Raw genomic sequence first — 17,184 nt, 5'->3', positions numbered from 1 at the left:
TTACTAAAAGCACCAATATCATTGATATTGGTGCTTTTTTGTTAATAATAAATGTTAAGATTCTTAACATTTGGTTAATGTATATACTCTAATTATCAGTATTTTTGCCTCGACTAATTTCAAATAAATAATTATGAAAAAAACTACACATTTTTTAATGTTTGGTCTAGCGTTGCTATTTTCTGCAGTCGTTATGGCGCAAAGTACTATCTCAGGTACAGTTTTAGAAGCTGGAACTAATATTCCACTTCCTGGAGCAAATGTAATTGAGAAAGGCACTTCAAATGGTGTTACTACAGATTTTGACGGTAACTTTACCATTAAAACAAAATCTTCTACAGGAGATATTGTAATCACTTACATCGGATACAATTCTAAAACGATTTCTTTTTCTGGAGATGCAACTCTGGGGAATGTCATATTAGAATCAAATCAGGTAGGTTTAGAAGAAATACAGATTATTGCTTCTGTGGCTGTAGACAGAAAAACGCCAGTGGCAGTATCTACTATTAGAAAAGAAGAGATTCAACTTAAATTAGGGAATCAAGAGTTTCCGGAGATTTTAAAATCTACACCAGGTGTTTTTGTAACACGTAACGGTGGAGGTTTTGGTGATGGCGAAATTACCATGAGAGGTTTTAATTCAGAGAATGTTGCTGTTTTAATTAATGGTATCCCTGTTAATGATATGGAAAATGGCCGAATATTTTGGAGTAATTGGGCTAGTTTAGGAAGTGTAACATCAACTGTACAAACACAAAGAGGTCTGGGAGCTGCAAAAATTGCTGTACCTTCAATTGGAGGTACTATAAATACCATTACAGAATCTACAGATTCAGAAAAAGGAGGATTTGTTGGTTTTGATGTTGGAAATGATGGCTACACGCGTTATGGGGCAAAAATATCAACTGGACTTCAAGATAATGGATTTGCTGTAACAGCCTATGGAGATAGAACAGTAGGTGATGCTACTTATGCAGATGGTACTAATTTCAAAGCAATTTCTTATTTTTTGAATATATCATATAGATTAAATGACCAGCATAAGTTTGCCTTTAATGTTTTTGGAGCTAAACAACGCCATGGACAGCGCCAAAATAGATCTCTAATTAATGATTATAGATTGAGTGATAGAGGTACTCGATATAACCCGGATTGGGGATATAAGAATGGAGAAGTTACTAACATAGAAGATAATTTTTATCATAAACCCCTAATGTCTATCAACCACTACTGGAGAATTAATGATAATAGTACCCTTTCCACTTCTCTTTATGGATCTACTGGAACAGGTGGAGGCGGTGGAATAGCAGGTGAGGAAAGTAATAAGTTCTCTGATGCCGATTATAAAATAGGAAATTTTGGACCCGTTGATTTAGATAGAATTGTAGATGAAAATATAGCCAGTGGTCCCAATGGTTCATCTGCTATTCTAAGAGCAAGTAGAAATGATCATGTTTGGGTTGGAGGTTTGAGTGTTTTTAATACAAAACTCACAGATAATATTGATTTGAACTTAGGTGCTGATTATCGTTGGTACGTAGGAGAACATTTTCAAGAAGTTACAGATTTATTAGGAGGCAGTTATTTTCTTAGTGATGATGATATAAATAACCCTAATAGAAATACTAGAGTTGGGGATAAAATTAATTATCACGATAAAGGATACCATCAATGGATTGGTGGTTTTGGTCAAGTAGAATATGATGATAATGACTTTTCAGCTTTTTTAGCTGCTAATTTTAATAATAGTAGATACCAAAGAGAAGATTTTTTCCAAAAACTTGATGCTGATCCAACACAATTAACAGATCCACAAAATTTCTATGGATTTGGAGTAAAATTGGGAGGTAACTATCGTTTTGATAATATGCACAATGTGTTTGTTAATGCTGGGTATTTTGAAAGAGCACCATTTTTAGATGATGTTTGGTTGAATTTTAGTAATGATGATTTAAACGAAGGTGTTGAAAATCAAAAGATAACGAGTTTTGAAGTTGGTTACGGATTACGAACTGAGAAATTATCAGCCAATTTAAATGTATATCACACTATTTGGAAAAACAGAACAGAGACTGCTGACAGAGGTACAGGTGATGACTTAATTACAGCAAATATTAATGGATTAGAAGCTTTACACCAAGGAATTGAATTCGATTTTGAATTTCGACCATTTACATACTTAACAGTAACTGGAATGGTGTCGTTTGGAGATTGGACATGGAATAACAATGTAACAGATGTGCCTTTCTTTGATATTGATAGAAATCCTGTAACTAATCAAGATGGAGAACTTGAAACTACAGATATATTTTTAAAAGGTATACCAGTTGGACGTTCAGCTCAAACTACTTCAGCCCTTGGAATACAATTAAATTTATCTCGAAAAACATCATTTTCTTTTGATTACAACTATTATGATAGATATTATGCTGATTTCGATTTACAGAGCAGATCAACTCAAGCAACTTTGGATACTAAGCCTTGGAAAGTACCTAGTTATTTCCTATCAGATATCATATTAAGACATGATTTTGAATTTGGAAACTTTAACGCTAGAATTGTGGGTAGAATAAATAACCTATTTGATGAAGAGTTTATAAACAGAGCAGATGATGGACTTACTAGTTCAGCCACAGATGCATTAGTGTTTTTTGGTCAAGGCAGAACGTTTAGTATAAGCACAAAAATTAATTTCTAAATAGAGAGATAAAATGAAAAAAATTATTTACATATTCATGATACTAACGGTTAGTTTGGTGTCATGTGAAAGCTCCTTAGAGGATACATATGATGAACTTGGTCTTGACAATACTGTAGTTGGTGATGAAACAATTACACTATCTGATGATGATTATGAAGAAATAGGTGTTGCTAATTCTTTTTTTGAAAGTATTGATGATGCGAAAGAGTTGATTCCAGACTTCCTTACAGTTAGATATCCAGTATGGGGAAAAGGATCATCAGTATTAGTTAATTATGAGATTGAATTTGGTACAGATTTACCAGAAATAATGGGACTTACAAATGCTACAGTATATCAGCTTGGTTTAGCAGATTATGCTACAACTGGAAATCAAGGTGCTGCATTTTATCCAGATATTGATTCAGATGATTTTCTTCCAGAAATTTTGGAAGATGCTATAACTATGGCTGAAGAAGGCGATATGGTTTTAGCAAGATACGATCAGTTTTTTAATGAGCCAGAAATAGGTTTAGCAAATATATACCAAGCGTCTTTTCCAACAAATTATGATGATTTTGAGAACATTGATGTACTAGGAGATCAAGGTTGGACCGTTGGTTCTGCTAACGTTCAAGGTTCTGGTTTTCAAAGTGGAGCATTTGCAAATGAAGATTGGTTAATCTCTCCAGAAATTGATTTGGTAGGTCAAACAGATTTGAAATTTCAAATTAATCAAGAAATTGATTTATTTGGTAGTCCTATAGATTTGTTTGATATTATAGTGTCTACAGATTACGTAACAGGTACAGACCCTATGGCTGCTTCTTGGACAGCTCTAGATTTTGATAAAACAGCTTATGGTAGTTTAACATTGTCTCCTGATTTAGATTTTTCTGCATATGATGGGGAAACTATTCACGTAGCATTTAAGTATACATCAACTGATGATGTTTCTCCTAGATGGAGAATAGAGTCATTTGCAATAAAGACTATTGGAGTTGAAGGAGAAGTTGATAATAAAGGAGCTTATTACACCTATGACGGGTCAAGATGGGAAGAAGCTGAAAACGTATTTTATTTAAGCAAATCTGATTATGACGCTATGGGAGAAGATTCTGGAAGACCAGGTAGGTTTAATAACTTTAGTAACTCTGTAGCACCTGAAGATTATCTTCCAAGGTTTTTAAGTAGAACTTCTCCGTATGATTTTGCACAAGAAGAAGATGAAGTACTTGTAATTTACAGATTTTTTAATGGAAGCACTGTATTAAGAGGAAACTCATACAGTGTGGTTAATGGAGAGTGGACACCTCACCAAGTACAACTACAATTTGGTCACGATGGTAATAAGTGGGTACCAGACAACACAATAAAATATACCATGGGGAGACCCGATTATGATTTGATAATAGCTGCGCTTTCAGCAAAATATCCAGATGCTACAAGTAGTATGGATAATTTTGGCAATATGGATAGAAGGGCGGGGAATAGTGCTCAATGGACTGATGAAATGGTACTAGAGGCTATAACTGTTATTTTAGATGGTATAAATCCAACTGCTGGCGAGGCTCAAAAATATATTGTAACGATAGATGTTTTTAATGGTTCGAGAACTACAGAAGATTTTGCAGTTATCAAAGAAAATGGAATTTGGGTTTACCAATAAGTGAATAATTTAAAATTACAGTTAAGCCACCTTAAACTTTAGGTGGCTAACTAAATAAACAAAAAAATATGAAAAAATATATATTTATAATTACCTCAATACTATTTATAGGTTGTGCCGAAACTAGAGATTTTGATACGCCAGATATTGGACTTGGACTAGATGTTCCTGAAGAATTAGAATTATATTATGCAACCATAACACTTAGCCAAGACGGAGAAGCAAATTATGATGCATTGAGAAAGCATACTGTAGATAATCATGAGGATATTTTATCCTATGGAGACAGACATGATTTCTTATATAATGCCGATGCTGATTTGTCAAATCCTGATAATGTAACATTAATGTATTCTGGTGAAAGCAGATATTGGGAAGAGTACACTTCAGGTAATAATGACTATATGCCTCAAACATTTAATACAGAGCATGTTTATCCACAATCATTATTAAGATTAGCAGATGCGGTAACCGATTTACACCATTTAAGATCAACAGATGCTACAGTTAATACCGATAGAAGTAATTTGCCTTTTGTTGATGGAAGTGGTAATTACAAGCGTATCGGTAACGGATGGTATCCCGGAGATGAGTGGAAAGGTGATGTAGCAAGAATGATTTTATATCTTAATGTTAGATACCGTGAAAAAATTGAAAAAGTGGGGACAGCAGAGTTATTCTTAAAATGGAATGTTGAAGACCCAGTTTCTGAGTTTGAAGAACAAAGAAATAATGTTATTTACGCAGCACAAGGAAATAGAAATCCTTTTATTGATAACCCATATTTAGCAACATTAATTTGGGGTGGCGATGCTGCTGAAAATAAATGGCAATAATTAATCTTTTAAAGATAAAAATAAACCGCTTCTTTTTAAGAAGTGGTTTATTTATAGATTAAAATCATTATTTTTGAACTTCTTAAATTCTGAATTATGTACGAAACTATTCAAGTATTACACTCTTACTGGGCATATTTAGTGCTTTTAATTTTAATTCTTGCAGCAGGTAATGCTTTATTTAAAACAGTTACAGGAAAAGAATACAGTGCTAAAGATTTTAGAATTTCTTTATTCACATTAATTGTTTCGCATATTCAATTATTAATTGGGCTAGTTTTATATTTTGTTTCACCAAGATTAGCGCTTTTTAGTGAATTAGGAATGGGTGGTGTTATGAAAGATGCTATTAATAGATTGTATCTTGTAGAGCATCCATTAGTGAATATAATAGCCGTAGCTTTAATCACTATTGGGTATTCAAAGCATAAAAAGAAATTAACTTCTGGACCAAAATTAAAAACTATTGCAATTTTCTATACCATTGCTTTAGTATTATTTTTATCAAGAATTCCGTGGAGTACTTGGTTGGGGTAAACTTTAATAAACTTCTTTAATTACATACACATATACAGGAAAGTGATCGCTATAGCCGTTACTAAATCCACCATTATTCCAACTTCTAAATGGGTAGCCTTTATATTTCCCTGTTGAAGTAATTAAATAGTTTTTATTAAAGATTCCAGCTTTGTAGTATCTAAAGGATGAATAATCTTTTTCAAGCAACGGCTTAGATATGATAATTTGGTCAAATAGGCTCCAATTGTCACGGTAAGCGGTTGTGCCCAAGCCATTACGAAAAAAGTTCTCATAAGGATTATACAGCCCTTTAAATCCTACTTTTTTACGTTTTCTTTGGGTTTTTAATGCATCTTTTAAACTTGGGTTATTTGGATTATCATTCATGTCGCCCATGATAAATATTTTAGCGTAGGGATCTTGAGTTTGAAGCGAATCTACAATACGCCTGTTCAGTTTTGCCGCAGCTATACGTTTAGGCCTGCTTCTTGCTTCACCACCGCGTCGAGATGGCCAGTGATTAACAATAACATAAACAATGTCGCCTTCCAATTGACCGCTTACTACCAGTTGATCTCTTGTTGTGATGCGTTTCCCATCTTGGTCATCGTAAATTTTCAATTCATGAGTAGAGGTGTTAATTGGAGTAAACAGGCTTTTTTGATATAATAAGGCTACATCAATTCCCCTAGCATCTGGTGAATCATGATGTATGATACCGTAATCTTTTCCAATTAAAAGAGAGTCGTTAACTACATCTTCAAGTACATTTCTATTTTCAACCTCGCAAACACCAAGTATGGCAGGAGTATTTTGTGTAACATCTTTACCAATTTCAGAAATCACTCGAGCCATATTTCTTGATTTTTGCAAATAAGCTTGCTTTCGATTGGTCTTTAATCCCATTATGGGACTATACTCATCAAGTTTTAATGGGTTATTAATAGTGTCGAATAGGTTTTCTAAATTGTAAAAGGCAATAGTATGTATTTTGAATTTTTTATCTTGAGCATCCAAGTTTAAGACGACACTCAAGCAAAAAATAGATAAAGTAAGTTTAAAAAAATTCATTCTTAAAAATTGCAATTTGTTCAGTGCAAAACCCAAGCCAAAGTTAGCTTAATGATTTAAATTTTTTATAATCAATCAGTTACTTTTTCTTATTATTGGTGTCTTAAAGGTAATTATGAATAAAATAACCCTCATTTTTTTATTCGGATTTTTTTCAATTTCCCTTTTTTCACAACAGACAGTTGTTAAAGGTAGTGTAAAGGATGCAGTATCATTTCAGCCTATTTTGAATGTTACTGTTGAGTTGGAAAGTACAGAATTAGTTGTGCTTACCGATGTTCAAGGAGAATTTTATTTCAGTACGAACGTACCTTTAGGTGAACAGATTCTTAAAATTTCTAAGACAGGATATACTACCAAACGTTTTCCGATTATTATAAATGAAGGACAAACGGTTGATATTAGTGATATGTCTTTAGAGCGTGACTTATCGCAAAGTCAAGATTTGTTTACCATAACACTTTCTGATGATGAGTTGGATAATGATGCTGTTGGGGCAGATAATATTACGGGATTATTATCATCTTCACTAGATGTTTTTCAAAGGACAGCAGCATTTGAATTTAGCCAGTCGTTCTTCAGATTAAGAGGATTAGATTCTGAAAATGGAAGTGTGCTTATAAACGGTATTCCAATGAATAAGTTGTTTAATGGCAGACCCCAATGGAGCAATTGGGGCGGTTTGAACGATGTGATACGAAATCAGGAATTAACCACTGGTCTAGCTCCATCTGATTATAACTTTGGTGGTATTTTAGGAACTACTAACATAAACGTAAGAGCATCTCAGGCAAGACAAGGTGGACGCTTAACCTACTCCTCTTCAAATAGGAGTTATACCAATCGCTTAATGGCAACCTATGCTTCTGGATTATTAAAAAACAATTGGGCATATACTATTTCCCTTGGGAGACGATGGGGAAATGAAGGGTATCAGGATGCCACTATCTATGATGCAAATTCACTTTTCTTATCTGTTGAAAATAAGTTGAATGATAAACATAGTTTGAGTTTTACGGGAATATATGCGCCTAATAGAAGAGGGAAATCTTCCCCAAACACACAAGAAGTCTTTGATTTGAAGGGTCTTCGATACAACGAGTATTGGGGATGGCAAGATGGGGAAAAGCGAAATTCGCGTATTAAAGAGGTTGAAGAACCTGTTTTTATGCTAAACCATTATTGGGATATATCGTCAAAAACAAAATTGAATACCAATGTAGCTTATCAGTTTGGGAAACTAGGAAATAGCCGCTTGGATAATAATGGAACTGATTTGGTTAATGGTGTTCCGGAAGGTGGAGGTGCAAATCCCAGTCCAACATACTACCAAAAGCTCCCAAGTTATTTTGAGCGTAATTTTCCTGACGATTTACAGTTTGCGTATTTGGCGTTGCAGGAATTTCAGAATAATGGTCAAATTGACTGGAATACACTGTATGAAGCCAATATTTCGAATGCACAAACGGGTGGTAATGCTAGATATGCGCTTTACGAAGATCGCGTTGATGATTCTCAGTTTACATTAAATTCAATTTTAAATTCAGAGTTGAATGATAATGTGATTTTGAATGCAGGTTTGAGTATCCAGACTTTAAAATCAGAGAATTTTGCTGAAGTCTTAGATCTGCTAGGAGCAGAAACCTATTTGGATATCGATCAATTTGCCGATGATGTTGATGAAGCGCAGAACGATTTACAAAACCCTAATCGAATAGTAACAGAGGGTGATAAATTTAAATACAATTATAATTTGTTTGCCAATGTTATCAGTGGGTTTGCCCAAGCGCAGTTTAGATATAATAAATTAGATTTTTTCCTATCAGGAAGCGTAACAAATACTCAATATCAAAGAGAAGGCCTATATCAAAACGGAGCATTTCCCGATAATTCTTTGGGTAAAGGTGAGAAATTGAATTTTATGGGTTTTGGAGCTAAAGGCGGATTAACCTATAAAATTTCGGGCAAGCATTTAGTGAATGTCAATGGAGGCTACATTACAAGAGCACCATCACTAAGAAATACGTATTCCAATTCAAGAGAAAACCATAATGTAGTGCCAGATATTACACTGGAAAAAATAGTATCTGCTGATGCTAGTTATATTTTTCGTTCGCCAATTATAAAAGCAAAAATAACAGGTTACTACACTAAAATTCAAGATGCCAATGAAATCTCTTTTTTCTTTGCAGATGGTATTGGCGGTGATAATGTGGCGTTTATTCAAGAAATTTTACAAGGTATTGATAAACAACATATTGGAGGGGAATTGGGAGTAGAAGCACAAGTAACTCCTAGTATTAAATTAAAAGGGGTGGCTTCAATTGGGCAATTTACTTATGCCAACAACCCCAATTTATTTTTAACAACCGAAGCGGATGATGAATCTGTGGCTGCAGGTTTTATAGATGGGTTTAAGGATTTTGGAACATCAAATTTAAAAGATTACAAAATTGCTGCGGGTCCGCATCGAGCGTATTCTGTTGGATTTGAATATCGCGATCCTGATTTTTGGTGGTTTGGAGCTACGGCAAACTTCTTTACAAATACGTATATCGATATAAGTCCATTAACCCGATCTTCGAATTTCACAACAGATTTTGATGGTAATGTATTTAATGATTATGATGAAGAGTTAGCTAGAGAATTATTGAGGCAAGAGCGTTTTGATGATTATATGGCAGTGAATTTAGTGGGTGGAAAATCGTGGAAAATAGGGAGTAAATACATTAGTGTCTTTGCAAGTGTGAATAACCTATTGGATGAGGTATTTAAAACAGGTGGTTTTGAGCAAGGTAGAAATGCAAATTTCAGACAACTACGAGATGATCAAGCACTAGATATACCTGTATTTGGATCAAAATATTGGTATGGTCGGGGTGCTACATATTTTTTAAATGTGAATTACAGGTTCTAAAATATAATCCAAATTATAGGTTAAGAGCAATCGAAACCTTTGTGGAAACTAAAAATATAAACTATGAAAATAAGTATTAACAGAGTAGCAATAGTGTTTTTTGGAATACTTTTAGTATGCTTTTCCTGTGTAAATGATGATGATTTTGGTGTACCAAATATTTCTAGTGAAAACCCAATGATTCCTGATGAAAAGCTTACCACCTTTAAAGCTATTAAATCCCTTTATGAGCAAACTGTTAATGGGGGAAATACAACTGTAAAAATTGAAGACGATATTTATATTAAAGGTTATGTCGTATCCTCAGATAAAGCTGGGAACTTTTTTGAAGAATTGATTATTCAAAATAAAATAGATGATAGTAATCCTGACAGCGATCCCAGATTAGGTTTTAAAATAGATATTAATCAAAGTAGTCTGTCTGATACCTACCAATTTGGGCAAAAAGTATATGTAAAATTACAAGGTTTAACTATTGGCGAAACCAGTGGAGTAGTAACCATTGGAAAAGGAGAAGCGGTTAGTGTAGAACAGATTCAACCTGCAGAGTACAAAGAAATTGTGCTAAGAACCAACGAGATTGTTGACATTAAACCCAAAGTTTCTGGCTTAGCAGATTTAACTGAGGCTGATGAAAACACCTTAATACAGTTAAACAATATGCAATTAAACAGATTTGAATTAGGAGCAACCTACGCTAGTGAATCGTTTGATGAATTTGACGGTTTACGTTTATTGGAAAGTTGTGATTCAGGTATTCAAATTATCATGCAAACCAGTACATTTTCAGATTTTAAATCTTTAATTGTACCACAAGGAAGAGGGCAAGTTACAGGTGTGTTTAGTCGTGACTTCAGAGACAACTTTAATGTTTTAGTTATAAATAGTTCTGTGGATGTTAATTTTGATAATAATCAGCGTTGCGATCCACTAGAGTTTTCTTGTGGTTTAGCTTCAGCAATTGGATCACAGAATTTACTCTATGAAGATTTTGAGCCACAAAGGAATAATAGACCTATAGAAATTGATGGATGGACAAATTACATTGAAGCAGGAACTGAGGCTTGGGAAGGATATTCTTCAACCTCGTCAAACGCTTCCTTAGGGCGTTCTTGCAGATTTCAATCCGCTAGTTCTGGTGATGCAAGTAATATTGGTTGGCTAATTACCCCTGCAATAAATTTAGATACTCAAGACGGTGAGACTTTACAGTTTAAAACTTCAAATAGTTTAGCAGATAGTAGTTATATGGAAGTATTTTATGCTGATGATTGGGATGGCTCCGAAGCAGGAGTAAATGCCGCTACATGGCGTATTTTAACTGATGCTTATGTAGTAAAAGATTCTGATTCTTTTGCTGAATGGTTTAGTTCTGGAAATATAGATTTATCTTGTCTTTCAGGTACTATTCATATTGCGTTTAAGTATACAGGAAGTGGACAATCTACGTTTGATGGAGTTTACGAGTTGGATGAGATTAGTGTAGATTACATGCCATAAAATAATTTAAATTTGGGCGTTCCCTGCGCTCATACCTACAAGGTTAAAAAACCTTGTAGGATCGCTTCGGTCGGGCTTTTCGCTATATCTTTTGTTTCTATTATTTCTACCAAGGCAAAAATCCACTAGACTATCCATAGCTTTCAATAAACGTCAGTCTATTTTATATAAAAAACAAAAGGATGCCGCTACAATCCCTAACGCGGGTCTCATCCGCCTAAGTAATGTGTTGGCTAAAGTTTTTGTTAATCAATAAAATTCCAGACAAAAATTAATAGACAAGTCTAAAGGCACCTTGTTATAAAACCATTTTAAAATATCTTATCTTAACAAGAAAATCATATGAAGAGAATTTTATCTTTATTACTCGTTCTAGGGTGTATATTTCAATATTCCCAAGCCCAAACAACCATTCAAAAACAAGGCAAAAGTTGGCAACTTTTAGTTGATGGCAAACCTTTCGATATAAAAGGGGTAACATTTGGCTACGATAAAGACATAGCAAACTACGACACCTATTTTAAAGACTTAAATTTTCTTGGTGTTAATGCTATCAGAACTTGGGCTACTGGAAATAATATGCCTCAACTTTTAGAGGCTGCCAAAAAGTACAATATAAAAGTTATGGTTGGTATTTGGATGCGCCATGGTAGACCTGGAATGGAAGACGATGATAGTTTTAACTACCTTAAAGACAAAAAAGGAATGGAAGACATGTACAATAATGCGATACGTGTTGTGCAAAAGTATAAAGACCATTCTGCAGTTTTAACTTGGGGAATTGGTAACGAGGTATATTTAAATATGGCTACCGATGAAGAAAAGGAAGCATATTCAGAACTCTTGGAACGGATTTGCAGTAAAATAAAATCTATTGATCCTAACCATCCAATAACATCAGTAGAGGCTTGGACTTTCGGATTAGAATGGTGGCAGAAATACGTACCTTCTATTGATATTTATGGATTAAATAGTTACGGTGCAGGTGCAGGATTTTTAGCTTCAGAATTAGAAAAACGTAATATTGATAAACCTTATATCGTTACCGAGTTTGGTGTTACTGGCGAGTGGGATATTAAAATTGAAAAATATGGTGTAAAACAAGAACCAACTGATAAAGAAAAGTATAACGCCATAGCTAATGGATATCCTGAATGGATAGCTAATAAACCAGCTAATTTAGGTGTATTCGTATTTCATTACAGCGATGGTAATCATTATGGATCACCTTGGTTACATACGCATCATAGAGGAGCATACCGACCACAATACTGGGCTATCCGAGAAGCATATACTGGTGAAAAACCAATAAATAACGTGCCGGCAGTAGTAAATTTTGAATTACCTTATGGTAAATACAAAAGTTATTCTTGGGTTCCAGTAACTTTAAACGTTGCAGATGTAGAAAATGAGACACTTAATATTAGTTTTCATTACAACCATCGAGAAGGTAGTAGAATTAGGCGCAATCAAATTAATACTTTAATGCACAGAGGAACTCTAAAAAGTAGTTTTGAAATTCAACTACCCAAAGAACATGGCGCCATTAAAGTTTATGTAAATGCCAAGGATAGTTACAATAATGTTGGTATTGCATCAACAGCTATTAAAGTAACAGATGAAGATGCTAAAAACAGAAAGTATCTTGTACCTAAAGTAAGATTACCATTCTATGTGTATAAAGATGGTGAAGATATGCCTTATGCCCCTTCAGCTTATATGGGTAATTACGAAAAGATATTAGTAGATACTAGAAATACTACTGATGTACATTCTGGAAGTGCAGCTTTAAAAATAAGCTATAATCATCACTACAATTGGTACGGATTGGGTATGGTAAACCCAGCCAATGATTGGGGTGATATTCTTGGAGGTTATGATATTTCTGGTGCCACCAAGTTTAGTTTTTGGGCAAAAAGTAGTGAAAGTTCGCTTAGAGCTACCATTGGTTTTGGTTTAATAGGAAAAGACAAAGCTTACCCAGATACTGCCAAAGAATCTCGTGAAATAAAGTTAGGAACTAAATGGAAGAAATATACTATCAAACTTAAAAAGCAAGATTTGAGTTGCATTCGTTCTGGGTTTACGTTGTTTTCGCAAAGTTATGGAGCTGGTCATCATATTTATATTGATGATATAGTTTTTGAATAGATAATTAGTTTTGGTATTTATCGATTTTGGAAAGATTGATTAACAGGAATAATCATACCTTTGTAATAACATCAACTATATGTCTATATTCGACACTTTTTTCTTTAACATATTTCAGTATTATAAAACGAAAAAAAGCAAAAAAGCTATTAAGATTGCTACGTTTTATGTGTCCTTCATCCAATGTAGCTTGCTGTTACTTTTAGGTGTTTTTTTTGCTGGCTTTTTTAGACAGATGCATGTTAATACCATGTCATCATCTAAAGCATGGACTCTATTTGTTTTGCTCAGTATAATTGTGTTTTTTAAAAATTGGATGCAATACAGCGGAAAGAAAAGAAATTTGCTTAATGCCAAAATGCTAAAAAAAAGAAAACAGACTTATAATATTTGGATACTTTGGTTACTTCCTATTGTTGTTTTAGGCCTAACCTATATTCTTTTTCAGGCTACATGATTACTTTTTTAAAATAGTATAAACAGGAAAATGATCACTATATCCGCCTTTATACTTTTTTCCAACATAAGTTCTAAAAGGAGCACCTTTAAAGGGCCCATTAAACTGCTTTAAAAAGTCATGATCAAAAATATCAGCTTTAAAAAATTCGAATTCGTCGTTAGAACTTTTAAAAAAAATAGTAGAAACTAGTATTTGATCAAAAATATACCATTGACGCCTATGTTTTACTGTACCTCTCGTGAAAGAACGTAAGGTTTCAAAGGGATTAAATAAACTATGGTCGTTAACCAAACGTTTAATACTTTCATTTTGTGGAGTATCATTAAAATCACCCAAAACCATAATTTTAGCGGTTTCGTCTTTTTGAGTTATTGATGAAATAATTTCACTTATCTTCTCCGAAGCTGCTAATCGTTTAAACTCTGTTTCCTTTTGTCCTTCACGTCTAGATGACCAATGGTTAACAATAAAATGAACATATTCTCCATCTAAGTGCCCTCCAACTAGCAAAATATCACGTGTATAATCAGGTGAGCCATCATCATCAGTTAAACTTACAGAGAATGTTTCTGTATGCATAGGTTTAAAAACATTCGTATCGTAAATCATTGCTACATCAATACCGCGTTCATCCAAAGAATCAAAATGTACATAGTCGTAATCTATATCGTCTAAATGTTTAGAGTCTAATAAATCCTCAAGTACTTTAGCGTTTTCTACTTCGGCAAGACCAATAATGGCAGGGTGTTTTCCCGTTTCTTCTCTTCCAATATTAGAAATGGCAAAACCTATTTTTCGTAATTTATTTTTATAACGTTTGGGGGTCCATCGCTTTGCAGAACCTGGTAAAAAGTCATTGTCGTTAGTGAATTTACTGTCTCTTAAATCAAATAAATTCTCAATATTGTAAAAAGCCACAGTTTGCATATCGTGGCGTACGGGTATATCGTCAAAATCGTCTATCATGAGTCAAAAATAGGCTTAAAATTATAAACCTTAAAATCCCTGCAATTATGTAACTTTGTCCATATAATATTATTATAATTTTTAGGCGTGTATGGGATTAGAAAAAGCTGTTTTAATTGGTATTGTAACTAAAGATCAAGACGAAGCTAAACTCAAAGAGTATTTAGACGAGTTGGAGTTTTTAACCTTTACAGCCGGTGGTTATGCCGTAAAGCGTTTTACACAAAAAATGGATATGCCTAATGCCAAAACCTTCATTGGTTCTGGAAAAATGGAAGATGTAAGCGAGTTTATAAAGGAAAATGACATTGATACGGCTATTTTTGACGACGAACTCTCTGCAGCACAAGAACGAAATATTAGTAAAATACTTAACGTAAAAGTTTTAGATAGAACTAATTTAATCCTCGATATTTTTGCGCAACGTGCGCAAACAAGTTATGCAAGAACTCAAGTAGAACTTGCACAATGTGAATATTTATTACCACGGTTAAGAGGTATGTGGACACACCTTGAACGTCAAAAAGGAGGGATTGGTATGCGTGGTCCTGGTGAAACAGAGATTGAAACAGATAGACGTATTGTTCGTGATAAAATAGCGTTATTAAAAAAACGTATAAAAACTATTGATAAGCAAATGGCTGTGCAACGTGGTAACCGTGGTAAAATGGTACGTGTTGCATTAGTAGGGTATACCAATGTTGGTAAATCTACACTTATGAATGTTATTAGCAAAAGCGAAGTATTTGCCGAAAACAAGCTGTTTGCAACACTCGATACAACCGTACGAAAGGTAGTAATTCAAAATTTACCGTTTTTATTAAGTGATACCGTAGGGTTTATCCGCAAGTTGCCAACACAATTGGTAGATAGTTTTAAAAGCACACTAGATGAGGTTAGAGAAGCAGATTTATTGTTACACGTAGTCGATATATCACATCCTAATTTTGAGGAGCATATAGCATCTGTAAATAAAATTTTAGGCGAAATTAATAGTAGCGATAAGCCAACTATTATGGTTTTTAATAAAATAGATGCTTACGTAGCAGAACCGCATGATGAAACAGATTTGGAAATAGAACGAACAAAAAAGCACTACACGCTAGAAGAATGGAAAAGTACTTGGATGAGTAAAGTTGGTAACAACGCTTTATTCATATCTGCGATAAATAAAAGTAATCTAGAAGATTTTAAAAAGCGTGTTTACGATGAGGTTCGCGAAATTCACGTTACCCGTTTTCCTTATAATCATTTCCTATATCCAGATTATAACTACGAGGATATGGGATAGAGTAATTTGGGCGTTACCCAAAGGGTCGGGCTTTCACTACTCAATCCCTCCTGCGTCGGGGATTTCAAACATGCCGTTCAATCCCTAACGCAAAAAATGCGCTTCCCAAAAAAAGGGAAGCGCATTTTTTTATAAAATTCAACTTATAGATTTTAAATCTACAAATTTATATGATGTTAGAATTTGTAACTTAAACCAAAAGTATAGTAAGATTGTAAATCATTATCAGCATCTTCTAAAGCAACACCTTGGAAATTGGCAGCCTCTTGTTGGTTGCTTCTCAAACCAAAATCAAATCCAACACCAATCATTTTCCATAGCGTGTAGCTAAAAGAGTTTGTCCATGTCCAGTTAGATAATTCTGAAGTCTTATAGCTTTGGAAAGCAGATAAGTTAGTTTTAAAAGCAATAGCACCAATTTGTCTTGTATAATCAGCAACAATTTTAGCACCTAAAGAAGATTCAAAAACAGCATCATTATCAGCAAAAACAAAGTTGTAGTTTAATGGGTGTATTACCACTATTAAGTTCTCAATAGGCGTCCAAGTTGCACCAATACCAACATCTAAATAACCAGGATCATTGAAGTTGTTAAGTATCGTTGTTCTATACTCCATTAATCCAGAAGCAGCTAAGTTTTTAGTAATATTTCTACCATAAAGCGATGATATATTGAATACATCCGTAGTCGGTTCAAAATTATCACTGTCCGTATCAATATCTTTGTTGTCTAATTTCACCCAGTTTAAATTTGTAGTTAAACTGTTTCTCCAAAAGAATTTTTCTTGAATTAAGTTAGCAAAACCGTTAAGTGTAAACCCAATATTACCAGAATCATTATTTGGTGCACCTTGAGCATACCAATTGTTAAAACCAGATAAGCTACCACCAATTACTCCAAAAGCACCTTTTCTCCATCCTGGTAATGCATCAAGTTTAGCTTGAATTGCTGCCACTTCTGCTGTAGCAGCATCTGCTTCAGCTTGTTTTTCAGCTTTTTGAGCTTCTAATTCTTCTTTTGTTTGTGCTTGTATAACAGAAACACTTAATAATAAAATTGCGAAAAATAATAGTTTTTTCATCATTGTTAGTTTTAAAAATGTTGGCAAATATAAATTAAT

General features: G+C 33.9%; 11 protein-coding genes. 8 read left to right on the top strand and 3 right to left on the bottom strand.

Translation table 11 applies throughout. The features are described from left to right. Positions 1-133 precede the first annotated feature (133 nt). From Q0772_RS03240 to Q0772_RS03225, 4 genes are all read left to right on the top strand, one after another. Entirely contained in the window at positions 134-2,701 is a 2,568-nt protein-coding gene (locus Q0772_RS03240; RefSeq protein WP_298340309.1) for a carboxypeptidase-like regulatory domain-containing protein, read from the top strand. A gap of 13 nt (positions 2,702-2,714) precedes the next feature. Further along, positions 2,715-4,352 (top strand): choice-of-anchor J domain-containing protein, encoded by a 1,638-nt coding sequence (locus tag Q0772_RS03235; RefSeq protein WP_298340307.1) that lies wholly within the window; start codon positions 2,715-2,717, stop codon positions 4,350-4,352. Positions 4,353-4,420: 68 nt separating this feature from the next. Then, complete coding sequence (locus Q0772_RS03230; protein ID WP_298340304.1) at positions 4,421-5,188, top strand: endonuclease; 768 nt, start codon at positions 4,421-4,423, stop codon at positions 5,186-5,188. Positions 5,189-5,284: 96 nt separating this feature from the next. Continuing rightward, positions 5,285-5,725, top strand: coding sequence for a hypothetical protein (locus Q0772_RS03225; RefSeq protein WP_298340302.1), 441 nt, complete (start codon positions 5,285-5,287; stop codon positions 5,723-5,725). A 3-nt stretch (positions 5,726-5,728) separates the two neighbouring features. On the opposite strand, the gene Q0772_RS03220 is transcribed toward Q0772_RS03225, so the two are convergent. Next, positions 5,729-6,778 carry an endonuclease/exonuclease/phosphatase family protein gene (locus Q0772_RS03220; protein ID WP_298340300.1) on the bottom strand — a complete coding sequence of 350 codons (1,050 nt, stop codon included), beginning with the start codon at positions 6,776-6,778 and terminating at the stop codon, positions 5,729-5,731. A gap of 115 nt (positions 6,779-6,893) precedes the next feature. Between Q0772_RS03220 and Q0772_RS03215 the strand changes: the two genes are divergently transcribed. The 3 genes from Q0772_RS03215 to Q0772_RS03205 all read left to right on the top strand — a co-directional run bounded on the left by Q0772_RS03215 (position 6,894) and on the right by Q0772_RS03205 (position 13,346). Further along, complete coding sequence (locus Q0772_RS03215; RefSeq protein WP_298340298.1) at positions 6,894-9,695, top strand: TonB-dependent receptor; 2,802 nt, start codon at positions 6,894-6,896, stop codon at positions 9,693-9,695. 63 nt (positions 9,696-9,758) lie between these two features. After that, positions 9,759-11,195 carry a DUF5689 domain-containing protein gene (locus Q0772_RS03210; protein WP_298340296.1) on the top strand — a complete coding sequence of 479 codons (1,437 nt, stop codon included), beginning with the start codon at positions 9,759-9,761 and terminating at the stop codon, positions 11,193-11,195. A gap of 342 nt (positions 11,196-11,537) precedes the next feature. Continuing rightward, positions 11,538-13,346 (top strand): glycoside hydrolase family 2 TIM barrel-domain containing protein, encoded by a 1,809-nt coding sequence (locus Q0772_RS03205; protein WP_298340294.1) that lies wholly within the window; start codon positions 11,538-11,540, stop codon positions 13,344-13,346. Positions 13,347-13,803: 457 nt separating this feature from the next. Here Q0772_RS03205 and Q0772_RS03200 read toward each other — a convergent pair whose 3' ends face one another. Further along, a complete protein-coding gene (locus Q0772_RS03200) occupies positions 13,804-14,772 on the bottom strand; it encodes an endonuclease (protein WP_298340292.1) in 969 nt (322 codons plus the stop codon). Positions 14,773-14,863: 91 nt separating this feature from the next. Here Q0772_RS03200 and hflX point away from each other — a divergent pair, with 91 nt between their 5' ends. Continuing rightward, positions 14,864-16,063 carry a GTPase HflX gene (hflX, locus tag Q0772_RS03195; RefSeq protein WP_298340290.1) on the top strand — a complete coding sequence of 400 codons (1,200 nt, stop codon included), beginning with the start codon at positions 14,864-14,866 and terminating at the stop codon, positions 16,061-16,063. Positions 16,064-16,239: 176 nt separating this feature from the next. On the opposite strand, the gene Q0772_RS03190 is transcribed toward hflX, so the two are convergent. Continuing rightward, on the bottom strand, positions 16,240-17,145 hold the full coding sequence (locus tag Q0772_RS03190; protein ID WP_298340288.1) for a DUF3078 domain-containing protein: 906 nt from the start codon (positions 17,143-17,145) through the stop codon (positions 16,240-16,242). Between the last annotated feature and the right edge of the window lie 39 nt (positions 17,146-17,184).

The organism is uncultured Algibacter sp. (assembly GCF_947490405.1).
Classification (GTDB): domain Bacteria; phylum Bacteroidota; class Bacteroidia; order Flavobacteriales; family Flavobacteriaceae; genus Algibacter_B.
This window is presented reverse-complemented; position numbering and strand designations above follow the sequence as displayed.

What these genes read in the sequence shown, in the direction of transcription:
- Q0772_RS03225 (WP_298340302.1), top strand. Translation starts at nt 5,285, where the DNA reads ATGTACGAAACTATTCAAGTATTACACTCTTACTGGGCATATTTAGTG.
- Q0772_RS03220 (WP_298340300.1), bottom strand. Translation starts at nt 6,778, where the DNA reads ATGAATTTTTTTAAACTTACTTTATCTATTTTTTGCTTGAGTGTCGTC.
- Q0772_RS03240 (WP_298340309.1), top strand. Translation starts at nt 134, where the DNA reads ATGAAAAAAACTACACATTTTTTAATGTTTGGTCTAGCGTTGCTATTT.
- Q0772_RS03210 (WP_298340296.1), top strand. Translation starts at nt 9,759, where the DNA reads ATGAAAATAAGTATTAACAGAGTAGCAATAGTGTTTTTTGGAATACTT.
- Q0772_RS03200 (WP_298340292.1), bottom strand. Translation starts at nt 14,772, where the DNA reads ATGATAGACGATTTTGACGATATACCCGTACGCCACGATATGCAAACT.
- Q0772_RS03190 (WP_298340288.1), bottom strand. Translation starts at nt 17,145, where the DNA reads ATGAAAAAACTATTATTTTTCGCAATTTTATTATTAAGTGTTTCTGTT.
- hflX (WP_298340290.1), top strand. Translation starts at nt 14,864, where the DNA reads ATGGGATTAGAAAAAGCTGTTTTAATTGGTATTGTAACTAAAGATCAA.
- Q0772_RS03205 (WP_298340294.1), top strand. Translation starts at nt 11,538, where the DNA reads ATGAAGAGAATTTTATCTTTATTACTCGTTCTAGGGTGTATATTTCAA.
- Q0772_RS03230 (WP_298340304.1), top strand. Translation starts at nt 4,421, where the DNA reads ATGAAAAAATATATATTTATAATTACCTCAATACTATTTATAGGTTGT.
- Q0772_RS03215 (WP_298340298.1), top strand. Translation starts at nt 6,894, where the DNA reads ATGAATAAAATAACCCTCATTTTTTTATTCGGATTTTTTTCAATTTCC.
- Q0772_RS03235 (WP_298340307.1), top strand. Translation starts at nt 2,715, where the DNA reads ATGAAAAAAATTATTTACATATTCATGATACTAACGGTTAGTTTGGTG.